Source organism: Plantibacter sp. ME-Dv--P-122b (genome assembly GCF_030209375.1).
Classification (GTDB): domain Bacteria; phylum Actinomycetota; class Actinomycetes; order Actinomycetales; family Microbacteriaceae; genus Plantibacter.
Map to the genome: position 1 here is coordinate 42545 of NZ_JARVSC010000004.1, position 19060 is coordinate 61604.

Consider the following 19060-nt stretch of genomic DNA (forward strand, 5'->3'; position numbering starts at 1 on the left):
ACCTCGACACACTCCGCCAGGAGTCGTCGACATGCCGACCTGTCCCCCTCGTTCCGTCCGCGATCAACACCCTCGGAGGTTCTCTCGTCGTGCCCGTTCGACCCCTCGCCATCGTCGGCCTGTCCGCCCGCTTCGGCGGCGCAGCAGACGCACACCAGTACTGGCGCAACATCCTGGCAGCCCGTCGAAACGGCTCGACCATCCCCCGGTCGAGATGGGATCATTCGACCTTCTTCGCCCCGAACGACCCGCGGGCGGTGCATCACGCCTACTCCGATCAGGGCTCCTTCCTGGAGGGCGTCGACCGGTTCCCCGCCCGGTACTTCCGCATCCCGCCCAGTCGCGCACACGCGATGGATCCGCAGCATCGCCTGCTCCTCGAAGCCGCGCGGGCCGCCTGGATCGACGCCGGATTCGAACGTCGTCGCGTCGACCGGTCGTCCATCGGCGTGTTCGTCGGGATGGCCGCGAACGACTACCGCGAACTCACCTCCCTCCGCATCCGGGCGCAGCTCCTCGGCGACGACTCCGTCCATCCCGAGCCTGCCGAAGCGGACCTCAGGGCGGCGATGGGAGCGCGTGTCGCCGGCGTCCGTCCGTTCCACGCGTTCTCGATGCCCGGATGCCTGCCGAACATGGGGCCGGCGCTGGTGAGCAGCACGCTCGACCTCGGCGGCCCGAGCTTGGCGGTCGACGCCGCATGCTCCAGCAGCCTCGTCGCGTTGCACCAGGCGATCGCCGCGATCCGATCCGGACAGTGCTCGGCGGCGCTCGTCGGCGGTGTCAACCTGAGCCTCGTGCCCGACGCGATGGTCGCCTTCTCGCGGATCGGCGCGCTGTCGCGGAGCGGGGTGTGTCGGCCGTTCGACGGCGATGCCGACGGGTTCCTCCTCGGCGAGGGCGTCGGCATGATCGTCGTCAAACCGCTCGAGGCGGCCATCGACGACCACGACGACGTCTACGCGGTCCTCCGCGGGTCCGGGCTGTCCAACGACGGCAAAGCCGAAGGACCCATGACGCCGACCGCGGACGGACAGCTGGCGGCGCTCCGCCGGGCATACGAGGACGCCGCGGCCGACCCCGCCGACCTGGGGGTCGTCGAGGCGCACGGCACGGCCACCCCGGTGGGTGACCGCACCGAGCTGGAATCGCTGGCGGCGTTGCGGCGTCTCGGGGCGTCACCGCACCGCACCACCACGGTCACGGCGGTCAAGGCGCTCGTCGGACACACGATGGCGGCGGCCGGGATCGCCAGCATCGTCAAGGCGGCGCTCATGGCGAGGCATCGGGTCGTCCCCGGTCAACCACGCCTCCGTTCGACGGCCCACGCCGACGCCCTCCGCGACGGCCGCCTGGAGCTCGCCTCCCGCACCGCCGAACCGGGTGAGGACGGTCTGGGCCTCATCGGCGTCAGCTCGTTCGGGTTCGGCGGCACCAACGCGCACGTGGTGCTCGAATCCCCGCCGACGCGAGCAGGTCGCGCCAGTCGGCGTGCCGCCGAGGGGCCAGCCGACGAAACGCCCCCACACCTGCTCGTGTTCTCGGCGGACGACCCCACGCTGCTCGCCGAGCACCTCCGAGCGGTGCTCGCCGTCCTCGAGGCCGCCGACGCACCGTCCATCGCCGGCCTCGCACGGACCTTGAGTTCTCGAGCGCTCGCGAGCACCCGTCTGGCGATCGTGTGCCGCACCCCTGCCGAGCTGATCTCGGGGCTGTCGGCCGCTCTGGAGCAGCTCGGCGGGGGAGACACCGGGGTGATCTCCGCGGACGTCTGCACCGGTGTCCGCGTCGTCGAGGCCGCTCGGCGGATCGCGTTCGTCTTCCCCGGGCAGGGCAGCCAGACGCCACGGATGCAGTCGGACCTCCTCGACCGGTTCCCCGCCTTCCGTGCAGCGGCCGAGACCCTGAACGACCAGGTGATCGACGAGACCGGAGTCGATGTGCTCGCAGCGCTCCGCGCGACTGATGCCGACACCCCCTCCGGGATCGACCGTCTGGCGTCCACGGAGGTCTGCCAACCCGCGCTCGCGGTGACGGCGCTCGCCGCAGTCGCGCTCTTGCGCGAGATCGGTGTCGAGCCCGACCTCGTCATCGGGCACAGCGTCGGCGAGCTTCCCGCCATGGCGACGGCGGGCGCGCTCGATGCGCCGGACGCCGTACGGCTCGCCGCCGTCCGGGGACGCCACATGCGATCGGCCGAGACGCGACCCGGCGATGGCATGACGGCACTGGGCTGTGACGCCGAACGGGCGGACGCGCTCCTCACCGGGATCGACGACGTGTGGATCGCGGCGTGCAACGATCCCCGCCAGACCGTGATCAGCGGGACCGCTGAGGCCCTGCACGCCGTCTCGGAACGCTGTGCCGAAGACGGGGTGGCCGCGCAACCGCTCCGTGTCGCGACCGCGTTCCACTCGCCGCTGCTCGAGCCGATCCGGCCGGCTCTCGTCGCGGACCTGTCGCGGTTCCGCCCCGGTGCACCGCGGGTGCAGCTCGTGTCCACGGTGACGGGACGCACGGTCGAGACGAGCGAGGAGCTGGGTCGTCAGCTCGAGGAGAACGTCTTCTCCACCGTGCGTTTCCGCGAGGCGATCGAGTCGGCGTCCGCATCCGATGTCGGCGTCTACGTCCAGATCGGTGGAGGTTCGGCGCTGCTCGGGTCCATCCGACGCTCCCTGGGCGATGCGCCCGACGTCCACGTCATCCCGAGCAGCGCGTCGTCGCCGGACGATGCGGCGACCTTCCTCCGACTCCTCGGTCGGCTGACGGTGCTGGGTGCCGACCTCGACCTGGCATCGCTCGTGTCGCCCGACACCGCGGGTGTGGCGCTGCCGATCGCGCCGCTGCCGACCGAACCCTACTGGGTCATCAGACCCGACGGCCCCGAGCCGACCACCGGCCCCCGAGAACCGACCTCCGAACCACACCGATCACCCTCCCTCGTCGAACAGGAACCACGCTCCATGCATCACCACCCCGATGACCGGCCCGCCTCTCCGCTCGCCGAAGCGCCGTCGGCACGACCGTCGGCCAGCCCGCGAGCGACCAGCGCCTCGGCCGACCACCTCCCCGGACTGCTCGCCCTCATGAACCGCCAGCTGAGCCTCATCGAGGGGTCCGCCCAGGCCACCCGATCCGCCCAGACCGGTCAGGCCGATCACGCGATCTCGACCACCGACGACTTCCGGTGGTCCACGGAGCCCGGCTCACCGCAGGCCGAGGTGGTCGCGCGGATGGGCGTCGCCGACGCGCGATCGCATCGCTCCGAGTCCGACGCGGTGATCCTCGGCATGGTCTCGCGGATCAGCGGCTTCCCGCTGGATCTGATCCGTCCCAACATGGACCTCATCGAGCAGCTCGGCTTCGACTCGTTGATGCTTCGTGAGCTGATCACGCAGCTGCACACGGAGTGGCCCGTCTTGCCGGCCCCGGCCCAACTCGGCGAGCGCTTCGCTGGACGGCCGACCGTGGAACAGATACTGGACACCGTGGGCTCCCTGTTGCACCCGTTCGCCGAGGAGCACCAGGTCAGGCTCCCGAAGCACATGACGCCACCGGCGGCTGCCGGTCTCCCCGCCGCGGTCGAGCGCCCGGCCCGCTGGACCGCGGCGGACGCCCGCATCGAGTCCTTCCCCGAGGCGGTCGCCATGCGGGAACGCCGGCAGCAGACGGACCGGAACCCCTACTTCCTGCTCCATGAGGGGATCATCGACGCGACGACGACGATCGGCGACGCCCAGCTCGTGAGCTTCTCGAGCTACAACTACCTCGGTGTCACCGGCCACCCCGTGGTCGCCGAGACGATCGCCGACGCCGTGGCCCGATACGGCAGCTCGGTGTCCGCCAGTCGGTTCCTGTCCGGTGAGCGTCCGATCCACGCCGAGCTCGAGCAGGAGCTCGCCGACCTCCTCCAGGTGGAGTCCGCGCTCACCCTGGTGAGCGGTCACGCGACGAACGTGAGCGTCATCGGCCACCTGGTGGAACCGGGCGACCTCATCGTCCACGACAGCCTCGCGCACGACAGCATCATCCAGGGGGCGAAACTCTCCGGAGCCACCCGGCGGTCCTTCCCCCATAACGACCTGAGCGCACTCGACGACCTCCTCGGCGCGATCCGCGGCGGGTTCCGCCGGGTCCTCATCGTCGTGGAGGGCGTCTACAGCATGGACGGCGACCTCGTACCGCTCCCGGAGCTCATCGAGCTGAAGCGGCGGCACGGCGCACTGGTGCTCGTCGACGAAGCGCACAGCATCGGGACGGTCGGCGCGAACGGGGGTGGGGTCGGCGAACACTTCGGCGTCGACCGCTCGGACATCGACCTCTGGTGCGGCACGATGTCGAAGTCGCTCGCCGGGTGCGGCGGCTACGTCGGTGGCACCGCCGCCGCGATCGACTACCTCAAGTACTCCGTGCCCGGGTTCGTGTACAGCGTCGGCATCACCCCGGCGAACGCGGCCGCGTCGCTCGCCGCCCTCCGGCTCATGCGCGACGAGCCCGAGCGCCTCAGTCGCCTGCGGCAGAACGCCGACCTTTTCCGCGAAGCGGCCCGGGCCGCCGGCATCGACATCGGCGACAGTGCCGACTCGCCCGTCGTGCCGTGCATCGTCGGCGGCTCGGAACGGGCGCTCGCCCTGGCAACGGCGCTCTTCGACCACGGCTTCAGCGTCAACCCGATCCTGTATCCGGCCGTGCCGGACGACCAGGCGCGGCTCCGCTTCTTCATCACCGCTGAGCACACCGCCGAGCAGATCCAGCGGGTCGTGGACATCACGGCATCCGAACTCAACCGCATCACCCACGACATCGAGGTATCCGCATGACGAACCACTCCAGAACGACACCCAGACGACGGGCGGTGATCACGCTCCTGATCGGTCTGGTGTTCGCGATCGTGGCGGGCATCGCGGGGGCCGACGTCCTCGACAACCTCAAGACGGGCGGGTTCGACGACCCCCAGTCCGACTCCGTGGCCGCGGCTGATGTCCTCGCCGACCGGTTCCCCGGCAGCGACCCCAAGCTCGTCCTCGTCGTGGACGTCCCCGACGGACTCGACAGCACCGCCGGCAGGGAGGCGCTCGCCGACATCGTGGGCGCCGTGGACGAGGTGGACGGCGCCAGCGTCACCGGCTCCTACGCCGACTCGGAGCAGCTGCGGAGCGGCACCGACCGCGGGGTCGTGCTCGTGGCGCTCGCCGGAGACGAGGACACCGTGCAGCGCGCGACCACCGCGCTCCGCGGGACGATCACCGAGGAGGTGACGTCGGCAACGGTCCGGTTCGGCGGCATCGCGGGGATCAACGACGACCTGAACGCGCAGGTCAAGACGGACATCATCCTCGCGGAGACGATCGCCATCCCGATCACGCTCGTGCTGCTGTTCTTCGCGTTCCGCGGTGTGGTGGCCGCACTGCTGCCGGTCGGTGTCGCGGGCGTCACGATCCTCGGTTCCCTCGGCCTGCTGAACGTGGTCGCGCAGCTCACCTCGGTCTCCCTGTTCGCGGTCAACCTGGTCACCGCGTTGGGCCTCGGACTCGCCATCGACTACTGCCTGCTGTTCCTCACCCGCTATCGGGACGAACGCTCGGGCGGAGCCACCGACGAGGAGGCGTTGCGGATCGCTCGGCGGACGACCGGCCGGACCATCGTGTTCAGCGGCGTCGTCGTCGCCGCGGCGCTCGCCACGCTGATGCTGTTCGACCAGTACTTCCTGCGCTCGTTCGCCATCGCGGGACTCGTCATCGTGGCCTGCTCCGTGGTGGGCGCGGTCGTCCTGCTGCCCGCAGCCCTCACCCTCCTGGGTCGCCGGATCGACTGGGGCCGACTGCGCTCCCGCCGCCCGGCCGGGGCCGAGGGCCGGTTCTGGTACCGGGTGGGCGACCACGCGTATCGCCGTCCGTGGTTGGCGGTGCCCGTGATCGCACTGCTCATCGCCATGGCCGCGCCGTTCGCGCACGCGGAGTTCGGGGTGCCCGACGAACGGGTGCTCCCCGCCGACGCCGAGAGTCGTGTCGTGGCGGACATCATGCGGTCCGACTTCGACGTCGCCGAGGCGGACGCCGTCTCCGTCGTCACCGAGGACTGGGCGGGGACGGACCGAGAGCTCGACGAGTACGCCACCGAACTCTCCTCGATCACAGGCGTCGAGGCCGTCACGACGCCCCTCGGCAGCTTTGTCGACGGACGCCTCGTCGTCCCGGCCGATGCGCGGACGGAGCAGCACTTCCGCGACGGTTCGGCGCTCTGGCTGCAGGTCGCGACCGACGTCGTCCCGTACTCGCCCGAGGGCTCGGAGCTCGTCCGCGACGTCCGCGCGGTGGACCCTGGAGCCGGCTCGACCGTCCTGGTCGGTGGCCTCGCGGCGCAGATGATCGACATCGGTGACTCCATCGCGGCGCGGCTGCCGTTCGCCGCCGCGGCCATCGCGCTCATGACGCTGATCATCCTCTTCCTGTTCACGGGGAGCGTGCTGCTGCCGATCAAGGCGCTGGTGCTGAACGTGGTCGGGCTGGTCGGCATCCTGGGCGTCATCGTGTTCCTCTTCCAGGACGGCAACCTCTCGGACGTGCTCGGCTTCACCCCGTCGCCCATCGCCATCTCGATCCCGATCCTCCTGTTCTGCATCGCCTTCGGGCTCTCGATGGACTACGAGGTGTTCCTCCTCGCTCGCATCCAGGAGCGGTTCCGGGCCACGGGCGATCTCGCGGAGGCGGTGCGGAGCGGGCTCGGAGCGAGCGGCCCGATCATCACGGCCGCTGCAGCGATCCTCGCGGTGTCGTTCTTCGCCATGGCGACGTCAGGGGTGTCGATCATCAAGATGCTCGGCATCGGTACCGGCATCGCGATCCTCATCGACGCCATCCTGATCCGCGGCGTGCTCGTCCCCGTCTTCATGCGCGTCGCCGGACGATACAACTGGTGGGCGCCGCGGTGGCTCGCGGCGATCCACCGCCGCATCGGGATCACGGAGGGCTGAGTGGACGCGCGATTCAGCGGCTCATCGGCCGATGACGAGCTCTCGGAGCTCGTGTCCGAGGCGGCTCGTGCGGCGAACGCCCACAACACACAGCCGTGGGTCGTGGACCGCCAGGGCGACGAACTCGTCCTCCGACGGGACCGCACTCGCACCCTCGGCGCGAGCGATCCGCGAGGACGCGACACGATGCTGTCGTTCGGGGCGTTCGTCGAGTCGCTCCTCATCTGCGCGGCGTCGGCCGGTGTCGGACTGCGGTTCGAGAGCGCTCACGATGGCGCTGAGGCGGTCGATGAGATCGGTCGGTTCTCGCGTCGTCCGGAGTGCCACAAGACGACGTTCTCCTCGGCGGACGTCCGTGGTCGACGCGTCTGGCGAGGGAAGTGGAAGGACGGCGCCCCCGCGCCTGAGCTCCTCGCGGAGGCTGCGGCGGAGGCGGAGCACTCCGGCTTCCGGCTCGTCTCGATGCCGACGCGGGACGCCCGCTCGCTCCTCGTGCGAGCCAACCGGTGGTTCTTCGGCGACCCGCCGATCGTCGCCGAGCTCCACCGGTGGACCCGACTCTCACCGCGACATCCGGCGTACGAGGAGGACGGCCTCAACGATGCGATGCTCGTGCTGTCGAAGATCGAGCGCGTGGGCCTGCGGACGCTGATCAGCCCGTCCGTGTTCCGCGCGCTTCGCGGGCTGGGGCTGCCCGGGGTGTTGGCGAGGATGTCGGCCACCGCGACCCAAGGGTCCGGTACCGTCCTCGGGGTCATCGGGCCCACCGGAGCCCAGCAGGAACTCGCCGCGGGGAGACTGCTCACCCGGCTCTGGCTCGGATTCCAGCGTCATGGCCTGTACGTGCATCCGCAGAGCGCACCGCTCGACTGCCCCGAGACCCGGCAGGCACTCGACGAGCGCTGGCAGGTCGCGCCGGATGAGCAGCTCGTCGCCTGGTTCCGCGTCGGCATCCCCGCCGCAGAACCGGACACCCGTCCGGATTCCCCACGTCGTACGTTCCGGTGAATCCGCCGCGGATCGACCGATCGACAGGCGTCCGGCCGGTCCGACCGTGACCGGAGTCGCAGCCGCGCTGGTCGGTGCGTTGCAGCATCGGGTGCCCTCGGGCGTCGTCGTCTCGGCGGCCGACGGCGCAGTGCCCGGGCCGTTCCGAGGCCGTCCGGCCCCGTCCGGCCGCAGCCCAGAGTCCCGCTCGGCCCGCGACTGCGCCCGGGCGGCCCTTGCGGTGCTCGGGCGCGGTCACGCGGACATCCCGACGGGGGAGGGCGGGCAACCCGTCTGGCCGACCGGTTTCGTCGGGAGTCTCTCGCACTGCCCCGGACTCCGGGTCGCGGCCGTCGGTCGCATCGGTGTCGCGAGCGCCATCGGGATCGACGTCGAGGTGCACCGCCCCATCCGTCCCGCCGTCGCGGCGACGATCGTCTGCGGGAGCGAGGTGTCCATGCTCGCGCGGCTCGCTTCGAGCCATCCGGCCGTCGCGTGGAGCGCCGTGTTGTGGAGCGTCAAGGAGAGCGTCTTCAAGGCGTGGTACCCGCTCACCGGGCGATGGGTCGACTACGCGGCATGTGAGGTGGTGATGCACCCGGATCGGGGCTCGTTCGACGCGAGGGTCGTCGCGCCGGCCGACCTGAGAGCGCAGCCGACGACGCCGCGCACCTTCGCCGGCCGATGGGTGGTGGTCGGGGCCCACGTCTGCACCGTCGTCATCGTCCCGGCCTGGCGGAGACGGAAGGCATGATCTGCCGATTCCGCTGACGCGGGTACCGTTGACGACGATGGCGCAGACCGCAGGAGGAGGGGCCATGCCGGACGAGGAACGGACGACGACGGACTGGCGCGTGCTGGTGGCAGCCCTCGCGAACGACGACGCACGGACGGTGTACGCGCAACTCGTCCTCGGTCAGGAGCCCGACCTCGGCGGTACGCAACGCGCAGCGCGAAGCGTCGAGCGGAGTGTCCGGACGCTGTCCCGGGCGGGCCTGCTGGACGACGACGGGCGCGTCTCGGGCGTGGTGTTCCGCGATCTGCTCGCAGCCGCCGCACCACCGAGGCGCGACGGGATCGACCGCTTCCTGGTCGACGGTCGGATCGTGCAGTACCCGTCGAATCCCGCCGAGCGGCAGGCGCTGATGCAGCGCGTCGCGGCGTCGGCGCTCCAGCCGGGTGAGGTGGTCGACGAAGCCGAGATCAACGAGCGACTGGCTGCTTTCCACGACGACGTCGCGGCACTCCGGCGATACCTCGTCGACGCGCAGCTCGTCGAACGGACGCGCTCGGGGACCGAGTACGCGCTCGTCACCTGAGTCGGCTGCCCGTCGACCGGCTCAGGGACCGGGGTTGGGGCTCAGGGACCGGGTTGGGGGCTCAGGGACCGGCTCGGGGCTGAGGGGCCGGCTCTGGGGCTCAGGGGACGAGATGGGGCTCCGGACCGGGAGACAAGCTCCGGGGCGGCCGGCGTCAGGCGCGGATGTCCTTCGTGAGTTCGGCGACGAGGGCGGCCCGCTGCTCGCGGGTGGACGGTCGACCTTCGGCGTCGGGACGCTCCTGCCACGGGAACGGACCCGCGGCGCGGCGGTACTCGACCCCGAGGGCGTCGAGGCGGGCGAGGTGCTGCTGCAGCCGCGCCTCGAAGCCCGCGAGGTCGCGCTCGCGGCCGACCCAGGCGACCTCGGCGAGGGCGCACAGCCGCGGGTACGCCTGGTAGTCGATCACGCGGGCGGAGTCCATGTGCTCGGTCCAGATGTTCGCCTGCACCCCGATGACGTGCTCGGCCTGCGCCTCGGTCAGCTCCGCCGGCACCGGGTCGAAGGTGTACACCTCCGCGACCGTCAGCGGCGGCCCGACCGGGATCGGCTCACCCGGCAGCTCCGACTCGCGGTAGTCGAGGTAGACGCGGTCGTCCGGGCAGGCGATGACGTCGTAGCCCTGTCGTGCGGCGGCGACCGCACCGAACTCGCCGCGCCACGAGGCGACGGTCGCGTCCTTCGGGAGTCCACCGCCCTCGAGGATCTCGTCCCAGCCGTACAGGCGTCGGCCGGCTGCGGACAGGTGCGCCTCGAGCTGACGGATGAACCACGCCTGCAGTTCTTCGACGGTGCCGAGTCCGCGCTCGGCCATGAGCGCCTGCGTCCGAGCACTCGCCGCCCATCGGGTCTTCTTCGCCTCGTCGCCACCGACCCCGATGAACGTCGACGGGAACAGCTCCATGACCTCGTCGAACACGGTGCGGAAGAACACGACCGTCTCCTCGCCCATGTCGAGGATCGCCTCGTTGATGCCCCACCGCGTCCACACCGACGGCTCGTCCGCGTCCTGCGCGACGTCCGGCACGCCCAGCTCGGGGTACGCGGCGATGATCGCTCGCGCATGACCCGGCAGGTCGATCTCGGGGACGACCGTGATGGACCGCTCAGCGGCGTACGCGACGATCTCGCGCAGATCGTCCTTCGTGTAGTAGCCGCCGTGTGGGCGGCCGTCGCCGGGGGCCTGCCGCGCTGCGCCGTGCTGGCTCTCGGTCCGCCACCCGCCGACCTCGGTGAGCTTCGGGAAGGCGTCGATCTGGATGCGCCAGCCTTGGTCATCGGTGAGGTGGAAGTGCAGGACGTTGAGCTTGTGACGTGCGGCGAGGTCGATGAACCGCAGCACGTCGGACACGGGGAGGAAGTGCCGGGCCACGTCGAGCATGACGCCGCGCCAGCCGAAGCGCGGGGCGTCGTCGATGGTGGTCGCCGGGACGGTCCAATCGACGCCCGGGACGAGCGCGCGGCGGTTGACCGAGGGCGGGAGGAGCTGGGTGAGCGTCACCGCGCCCGAGAAGGCCCCGGAGGCGTCGGCCGCGATGATGCGCACGCCGTCCGCGTCCACCACGAGCCGGTAGCCGCCGGCCGCGACGGTGTCGTCGTGGATGAAGGCGATGCTGTCGGTCCGCAGGTCGATCCGGGCGTCGAGGTCGAACCCGGTCGACGTCTGCAGCACCCCGCGCAACCAGCGGGTCGCGGCCGTGAAGCGGCGGTCACCGCCGAGCCCGGTCGTCTCGCTCAGCGTGAAGGCGCCGTCGTGCTGCTGGATGGACGCGGGCAGTGGAAGCATCGGTGGTTCTCTCCTCGGGTGCTGATGGGCCGTTCTCAGGACATCTGCGGCGCGGCTGGCCGGCAACCCGGTGACACACCGGAGGACTCCTGAGAACGGTCCCGGACGGTGCGGGGTCAGTGCGGGTGGTCGACGAGGGTGGTGAGGCGGTCGGCGATCAGCGTATCCGAGACGACGGCGAGCGGCGACTGACCGGCCTCGGCGGCGAGCTCGGCGATGCTCCGGCCGACGAGCTCGCGGAGGTCGGGGTGCGACACCTGCGCGATGCGGACGGCCGACCAGTCGACGCGCTCGTCGACCGGCGGCTCGGCGAAGGCGCGTTCGAGTTCGTCGACGATGGCGTCGTCACGGAGGCGGTCGATGACGGCCTCGCCGCCACCGCCGGTCACCCAGGTGGGCAGCAGGGCGGTGAGGGCGGTTCCGCGGAGGACGCCGCCCGGAAGGATGGTGCCGGTGCCGTGATCCATGGGCCGCTCTCCAGTCGTCGCGCGATTGCGCATGTTGCAACGGGGGTTGCGTCGATGCCCGACAACTGTAAAGGGTCCGAACAAACGTGTCAACGGTGTGGAGACGGGGTGGCGGGGAGGGTCGCTCCGCACTTCGACAGGCTCAGTGACCGGTGGAGGTGGCTCGGTGACCGGGGAGGGTTGCTCGGCACTTCGACAGGCTCAGTGACCGGGGTTGCGGCCCAGGGACCGGGGTTGCGGCTCAGCGACCGGGGTTGCAGCTCAGTGACCGGGGTTGCGGCTCGGTGACCGGGCGCGGCTACTCCACCAGGCGGAGGCGGACCGCCATGAACTGGCGGCCGGGCAGGTCGACCCGGACGGTACCGGTGTGGGTGCCCGGCAGGGTCTCGACCGTCATGTTCCAGGTGTCGAGCACGTCGACGTGGAACTCGCCCTCGGGGAGGAAGACGTTGCGGAACCGCGGCCGGTTGAAGCCGAAGTAGCCGATGACGTAGCGGCCGGCGAGCCCGCCCCACGGCACGTCCCAGTCGCCGGGGAGCGGGTCGAGGACGCCCGTCGGGGACTCGGCCGAGATGCGTTCCAGGAACGCGATGCGGTCGGGACTCGAACCGATGAGCGGCCCGCCCTTCGACCAGAACAGCTCCTCCCGGTCGTTGAGGTAGGTCTCCCCGTGACCGACGTAGCCGCCGCGGATCGCGCCCTCCCAGAACCGTCGCACCATCTCCTCGCCGGTGATGTTGCCCCAGCCCTGGTCGATGTCGCCCTCATAGGCGCACTCGTCGATGACGATCGGCTTGCCCCACTGCTCGCGCCAGGCGTCGGTGTTCTCCGCGGTCCGGTAGACGTCGACGCGCTGCACGCTGCAGTGCGTGATCCAGGGCTTCGTGTAGTCGTAGAACCCCTGGCAGTTGTGGATGGAGTTGAGGTGGCCGTGCGGGTCCTCCGCGCCGACGACCGCTGCAAGCCGCTCCCAGTCGTCGTTCGTCTTCGCCCAGAGCAGGTCGTACTCGTTCGCCATCGACCACCACACGTTCGCGAACGCGGCGAGCCGACGGACGGCGTAGCGGAGGTACCGTTCGTCGACGGCCGGACCGAGGTCAGCGAAGCCCCAGCGGTCGTAGGCGTGGAAGAGGATCAGGTCCGCCTCGATGCCGAGCGCGCCGAGCTGGGTGATGCGCCGCTCGAGGTTCGCCCAGTACGCCGGGTCGAAGCGCTCGTGGTCGAACCCATCGGCGAGCGAGCCGACGAAGGGGAACGTCTCCGGCTCGTTCGCGTTGTAGAGGTACGACTTCGGGAACACGCACATGCGGATCTTCGTGAACGGCGCGGTCTCCAGGGCGCGCAGCGTCTGCTCCTGCAGCTCCTCGGGCTGGTGCGTCCAGGCGTAGGCGGTCGTGCCGAGCGGGCGGTGGCGGGTGCCGTCCGCATGGGCGAAGTGGAAGCCGTCGACGCGCACCGGTCCGTGGCTGCCCGTCGCCGCGGCCGACACGGTGAACGCGCCTGCGACGCCGTCGAGTGATCGGGCGGTCGAGCTCGTGGTGAACGACCACTCGCCCTGCTCCTCGGCGAGCAGCCGCACCAGGTACCGGCCGTCGCCGTCGTAGAACCCGCCGACGGTGAGCTCGCGTGCGCCGTTCGTGAACGTCGCGCCGAGTTCCACATTGACGAACGGGTTGCCGTGCGACGGCCCGTCCAGCCGGATCTCCACGACGCCGTACTGCGGGACGTCGGCGGGGACCGTCAGGGTCGCCGAGCCGCGCGGGACGTCATCGCCCTCGTAGTCAGAAGCGGGCTCGATCGCAGCGCCGTAGGGTGCGCGGGCGTCAGGGCCGTCGTCGACCTGCGCGAGTGCCGCCCACAGTCGATCCTTCGCCGCGTCGTCCTGCAGTTCCGGCACGATCGCCGACAGCTGCCCGAGCCGGATGCTGCGGAACTGCTTGGCCATCGGCGAGGCGGCGATACCGGGCAGGAACTGCTCGAGGACGGTGCGACCCGCCGGGCTCTCGATGACGTCTCCGAAGGCGGAACTGCGGTCGAACATGGATCTCCTGTGATCAGCCGAGCAAGTCGGCGGCGGGTGCTACTGGTGCAGGCGGTGCGAGTGTTGCACGTGGAACGGTCGAGTGGGGGTTATCGCGCAACTCCTGGTGCCGGAGTGGCTGCAGCCAGCGCCGCGTCCACGTCGTCGAGCATCGACGGCGGCGTGAACATGAGGAGCTGACGGACGGTCCGACCACGGCTCCACTGGGTGCCGCGGCGGATGCCGTCGGCCTTGGCTTGATCGTGAGCACCCACCGAGCTGAGGAGCGCGTCGTACGCGGCCGGTCGGTCGATGATCTCGGAGAGCGGCGAGTCGAGGCCGAGTGTGACGTCGTCGTCGGGATTCGAGCCGGCGTCGGGGACCTCGACCGTCCAGTCGTGGCGACCGGACCCGACCGTCTCCTCCGCGGCACCCGGCAACGCGACCGTCGCCGTCGTGTTCGGCGGCACGACCGCCGACACCCGGAGTGCCGACCCGTCGCGACGCCACGCCACCGACGCCTCGCCGTAGGGCGTGACATGTCGGGCCTCGGCGTGGTCGAGCCCGTCGATCGGCCGCGGTGCGATCCGGAGTTCGCGATAGCCGGGTGCCGCGGGGGCGAGGCCGGCCACGGTGCGGTGCAGCCAGTCGGCGACGGCGCCGAGCGCGTAGTGGTTGAACGAGGTCATCTCGCCCGGGTTGACCGAGCCGTCCTCGAGCAGGCTGTCCCAACGCTCCCAGATCGTGGTCGCGCCCTTGGTGACGGGCGAGAGCCAGGAGGGGTTCTCGGTCTGGAGCATGAGGCGGCCGGCCGCGCGGAGGTGTCCGCCGTCGGCGAGTGCGTCGGTGATGAGCGGCGTCCCCACGAAGCCGGTGCCGATGCGGTACCCGTCGGCACGGACGAGGTCGGCGAGGCGGTCCGCGAGGCGCTGCCGAACGGTGGGGTCGTCGACGAGGTCGAACCGGAGGGCGAGGGCGTACGCGGTCGGTGCGTCGGACATCATCCGGCCGGCGGGCGTCACGTACTCGGCGGTGAAGGCCGCCCGACTCCGCTCGGCCAGTCCGCCGTACCGCTCGGCGTCCGCCGTCTCACCGAGGAGTTCGGCGGTGTCGGCGAGGATCCGGAGGGATCGGGCGTGATAGGCGCTCGCTACGATGTCCGAGTCGACCCGGGCCTTGGCCGGCTGGTCCGGCGGCGCGCTCGGGTCGAGCCAGTCGCCGAGCTGGAAGGTGTTCGACCAGAGGCCGTCGGTGCTCACCCGGAGGACGGCCTCCACCCAGGAGCGCATCGACGGGTATTGCTCGCGCAGGATCCCGAGGTCGCCGTAGCGCTCGTGGAGCACCCACGGCACCACGGTCGCGGCGTCGCCCCAGGCCGCGGTCGGCCCGCCGCCGGCGAATCCGGACAGCGCGGCCGGGACCACCATGGGGACGACACCGTCCTGGTGTCCCTGCTCGAGCGCGAGGTCGCGCAGCCAGGAGTCGAGGAATGCGGAGCTGTCGTAGAGGAAGCTCGCGGTCGGGGCGAAGACCTGCAGGTCGCCCGTCCAGCCGAGTCGTTCGTCGCGCTGCGGGCAGTCGGTCGGGATGCTCAGGAAGTTGCCGCGCATGCCCCAGACGACGTTCTCGTGGAGGCGGTCCAGTAGCTCGTGCGAGGAGGAGAACCAACCGGTGCGCGTGAGGTCGCTGTGGAGGACGACGGCGGTGACCGACGCCGGGTCGAACGCGCCCGGCCAGCCGTCGATCTGCGCGTAGCGGAAGCCGTGGAAGGTGAAGCGCGGCTCGATCGTCTGTTCGCCGTCGCCCGAGAGCGTGACGTGGTCGGTGGCCGCGGCGTTGCGGAGGGGACGCAGGGCGAGTTCGCCCTCGTCGAGGACCTCGGCGTGCCGGAGTGTGAGCGTCGTGCCCCGCGGGCCGGCGACGGTGAGCCGGAGGCGGCCGACGAGGTTCTGGCCGAAGTCGAGGATGGTGGCGCCGGAGGGCGAGGTGAGCACTTCCGCCACCGCGCGCTCCTCGATGCGACGGACGGGCGCGGCGATGCGGGCCTCCGGCACCGGGTGCGCAGCGTCGTCGACGTCCACCTGGGCCCAGGTGGACGCGTCGAACGCCGTCGTCGACCAGCCGGGTTCGGCCAGGGTGGTGTCGATCGCCTCGCCGGCGTAGATGCCGCTGTCGACGAGCTCGGCACCGTCGGCCGCCGACCAGCTCGCGTCGGTGACGAGCGTCTCCGTCGTCCCGTCGAGGTAGTCGAGCTGCAGCTGGGCGGCGAAGCGTGGCTGGTCGCCGTAGATCCGCTCGGCGAACTGGAAGAACCCGTAGCGCTCGGTGTACCAGGCGCCGGCGACGGTCGCGGCGAGGACGTTCTCACCCGGCTCGACGAGCGCGGTGACGTCGACGGTCTCGTGCACGAGGCGGTCGCCGTAGGCGGTCCAGCCGGGGGAGAGGACGTCCTCCGAGGCGGGCATCCCGTTCAGCTGCGGTTCGGCGGCACCGAGCGCGGTCCAGAACAGCCGGGCGCGACGGACGGGCCCGCCGACCGTGAAGGTGCGGCGCACCCGGATCGGCTGCGCCGGACGCTCGGGCGCCGCGAGACCGATGAAGTGGGCGGTCCAGGCTTCGTCGGCGAGGAACGCGGCCTCGACGACGGTCGGCTCGCTCCAGGGTGTCTCCTCACCCGCGGTCGACGCGGCACGGACCTCGACGGTGCGCACCTCGTCCGGCGCGAGCGGCGGGAACGGCCAGGAGACGAGGACGGAGTCGCGCCCCTCGACACGCGCCGTGGCACCACTGCCGTCCCGGAGCTCGGCCCAGGCCTGCACCCAGTCGGAACGCGAGGTCTCGACGGTCCAGCTCAACCGAGGCGTCGGCGTCGCGACCGCCGGGCTGTCGTCCCGGGTCTCCGCCCGCAGCCGACCGATCCGCGCGACGTGCGCGGTCATCGGGAGGTCCCGGCGGGGATGGTGACGACGTGCTCGTGCACGAGGTCGACGACGGACGATCCGATCCGGAGGGTGACCTCGCCCGGCTCGACCTGCCAGCCGTCGGCCCAGTGCGCGAAGACGCGTGTCGGCAGTGCGACCTCCCAGGCCACCGACTCGCCGGCATCCGCGCGGACGACGGCCGATCCGACGAGCCAGCGCACGGGGCGGTCGACCGAGGAGTCCGGTCGCTCGGCGTACACCTGCACGACGTGCTTGCCGGCGCGGTCACCGGTGTTCGTGGCGGTCCCGGAGACGCGTGCGTCACCGGCGGCAACGTCACCCGAGACCTCGCCACCGTCGATGGACCAGCCCGTGTACCCGAGGCCGTGGCCGAACCAGTAGGCGGGCGTGGCGCCCGAGCGGAGCCACGCGCGGTAGCCGATGTGGATGCCCTCCTCGTAGCGGAGCACGCCGTCCACCGGGGTGACGTCGAGCACCGGGACGTCGTCGAGCGCCGCAGCCCAGGTGGTGCTCAGGCGACCACCGGGTTCGGAGACCCCGAGGAGCACGTCGGCCAGGGCGTTGCCCATCTCCTGTCCGCCGAACCAGCCGAGGAGCACGGCGGCGACCTCGTCGCTCCAGGGGAGCAGGACCGGGGCGCCGGAGTTGACGATCACGACGGTGCGCGGGTTCACAGCGGCGACGGCGCGGACGAGCTCGTCCTGACGGCCAGGGAGCGTGAGGTCGCTGCGGTCCCAGCCCTCCGACTCGACCTTCGAGTTCGTGCCGACGACCACGACGGCGACATCGGCCGCGCGGGCCGCCTCGACCGCCTGGGCGATGAGGGCGTCGGGGTCGGAGTCGTCGGGAGCGCGACCGACGGTGACGCTGATCGCGCCGAGCCCGTTCTCGCTCGGGGAGAGGTCGAACTCCGCGCGGAGCTCGACGGCGACGTCGGCCTGGGCGGCGAACGCACCCGTCGCCGACGGCGGGGCGAGCAGCGCCGCGCCGAGGTCGTTCCCGACGACCACGGGCTGCTCGTCGACGAGGAGGACGCCGTCGACGAAGAGCCGGCCGTGGAGCCCCGTGGCGAAGCCGAGTCGCAGCTGCTCGGTGGCCTCCGGCGTGTATGTGGTGGTGAGCACGAGCTGCGACGCCGTGGTGACCGGGGCGTCGCCGCCGAACCAGACGAGCGCGGTGGAGCGACGGTCCTCGGTGAAGAGTTCCGCACCGTCGGCGTCGAGGAACGTGGCGACGAGACCGGGGTCACCCGTGCGCGGGTTGGTGAGGCGCTCGAGCGGGAGTTCGGCGACTCCCTCCTGCACGATCGCGCCGACGGCGTAGTCGATCGTCGCCTCGGGGAGCGCGAGTCGGAGTCCTTCGAGCGGGCTGACGGTGTGCTCGGGCAGGACCGTCGCGCTGCCACCGCCCTGGGTGCGGGAGTCGCGGGCGTTGTGCCCGATGACGGCGACGCGGGTGAGCGCTGAGGCGTCGAGGGGCAGGGTGCCGTCGTTGTCGAGCAGCACGACGCCCTCGGTCTCGGCCTCGCGGGAGAAGGCGACCCCGTCGACCGGGGCCGGCGCCAGTGCTTCCTCGCCGAGGGCGCCGACGCGGACCGCGAGGGCGAGGAGCCGGGCGACCTTGCGGTCGACGTCGGACTCGGCGACCCGGCCGTCGCGGACGGCCTCGACGAGGGCCGCGCTCCACGCGGGAGCGGGGCCGGGCATGGCGAGGTCCTGCGACGCCGATGCCGAGCCGAGGCTGCGGACGCCGGTCCAGTCGCTGACGACGACACCGTCGAAGCCCCACTCCGAGTTGAGCGGCGTCTCCAGGAGGTCGTTCTCGCTCATCGTGACGCCGTCGACGGAGTTGTAGGCGCTCATGATCGCCCAGGTGCCGGCCTCGGTCACCGTGCGCTCGAACGGCGCGAGGTACAGCTCGCGGAGGGCACGCTCGCTCGCGTGCACGTCGACCGTGAAGCGGTCGGTCTCGGAGTCGTTGGCGACGTAGTGCTTCGGGGTCGCGGCGACGCCGTTGTCCTGCAGGCCACTGACGTAGGCGGCCGCGAGCGAACCGGTGAGCTCCGGGTCCTCGCTGAACGCCTCGAAGTGCCGCCCGCCGAGCGGGGAGCGGTGGAGGTTGATGGTCGGGCCGAGGACGACGTCGACGCCCTTGCGGCGGGCCTCGGCTGCGGCGACCGCACCGTAGCGGTAGGCGAGCGACGGATCCCACGAGGAGGCCAGTGCGGTCGCTGACGGGAGGTTGATCGATGGCGAACGCTCGTCCCACAGCGGACCGCGGACGCCGGCCGGGCCGTCGGACAGGACCATGGCGCGGAGACCGATCTTCTCGAGCGGCACGGTGGTCCAGAAGTCGGCGCCGGAGACGAGCGCGACCTTCTCCTCGAGGTCGAGCCGGGCGACGAGGGCGTCGATGGCCGCGGTGTCGACGGGCTTCGTGGCGGCGGCGTGCCGGGGAGTGGTGATGGTCATGCGATGTGGGTCCGTTCTGGGGTGGCCCTTCGACAAGCTCAGGGACCGGTTGTGGGTCTCAGGGACCGGTTGTGGGTCTCAGGGACCGGATGGTG

The 19060-nt window shown here is 71.4% G+C and carries 10 protein-coding genes; 5 read left to right on the forward strand and 5 right to left on the reverse strand.

Annotated features, from left to right (window positions below; all coding sequences use genetic code 11):
• Positions 1-89: 89 nt before the first annotated feature.
• From QRN19_RS10385 to QRN19_RS10405, 5 genes are all read left to right on the forward strand, one after another.
• Positions 90-4820 carry a type I polyketide synthase gene (locus QRN19_RS10385; protein WP_285026792.1) on the forward strand — a complete coding sequence of 1577 codons (4731 nt, stop codon included), beginning with the start codon at positions 90-92 and terminating at the stop codon, positions 4818-4820.
• Positions 4817-6973: an MMPL family transporter gene (locus QRN19_RS10390; protein WP_285026793.1), complete on the forward strand. Its 2157-nt coding sequence runs from the start codon at positions 4817-4819 to the stop codon at positions 6971-6973. The genes QRN19_RS10385 and QRN19_RS10390 overlap by 4 nt, the downstream gene beginning before the upstream one ends.
• Positions 6974-7981, forward strand: a complete 1008-nt coding sequence (locus QRN19_RS10395; RefSeq protein ID WP_285026794.1) for a nitroreductase family protein — start codon at positions 6974-6976, stop codon at positions 7979-7981.
• Between the two features lie 46 nt (positions 7982-8027).
• A complete protein-coding gene (locus QRN19_RS10400; RefSeq protein ID WP_285026795.1) occupies positions 8028-8714 on the forward strand; it encodes a 4'-phosphopantetheinyl transferase family protein in 687 nt (228 codons plus the stop codon).
• Between the two features lie 64 nt (positions 8715-8778).
• Positions 8779-9279: a DUF2087 domain-containing protein gene (locus QRN19_RS10405; protein ID WP_285026796.1), complete on the forward strand. Its 501-nt coding sequence runs from the start codon at positions 8779-8781 to the stop codon at positions 9277-9279.
• 154 nt (positions 9280-9433) lie between these two features.
• On the opposite strand, the gene QRN19_RS10410 is transcribed toward QRN19_RS10405, so the two are convergent.
• The 5 genes from QRN19_RS10410 to QRN19_RS10430 all read right to left on the reverse strand — a co-directional run bounded on the left by QRN19_RS10410 (position 9434) and on the right by QRN19_RS10430 (position 18965).
• On the reverse strand, positions 9434-11065 hold the full coding sequence (locus QRN19_RS10410) for a beta-N-acetylhexosaminidase (protein ID WP_285026797.1): 1632 nt from the start codon (positions 11063-11065) through the stop codon (positions 9434-9436).
• A gap of 116 nt (positions 11066-11181) precedes the next feature.
• The gene (locus QRN19_RS10415) at positions 11182-11532 is read right to left on the reverse strand and encodes a hypothetical protein (RefSeq protein WP_285026798.1); all 351 of its coding nucleotides are present in this window, start codon (positions 11530-11532) and stop codon (positions 11182-11184) included.
• 298 nt (positions 11533-11830) lie between these two features.
• Positions 11831-13573: a DUF5605 domain-containing protein gene (locus QRN19_RS10420; RefSeq protein WP_285026799.1), complete on the reverse strand. Its 1743-nt coding sequence runs from the start codon at positions 13571-13573 to the stop codon at positions 11831-11833.
• Between the two features lie 89 nt (positions 13574-13662).
• Positions 13663-16491 carry a family 78 glycoside hydrolase catalytic domain gene (locus QRN19_RS10425; RefSeq protein WP_285026800.1) on the reverse strand — a complete coding sequence of 943 codons (2829 nt, stop codon included), beginning with the start codon at positions 16489-16491 and terminating at the stop codon, positions 13663-13665.
• Positions 16488-18965 (reverse strand): beta-glucosidase family protein, encoded by a 2478-nt coding sequence (locus QRN19_RS10430; protein ID WP_285026801.1) that lies wholly within the window; start codon positions 18963-18965, stop codon positions 16488-16490. Before QRN19_RS10430 ends, QRN19_RS10425 begins: the two co-directional genes overlap by 4 nt.
• Between the last annotated feature and the right edge of the window lie 95 nt (positions 18966-19060).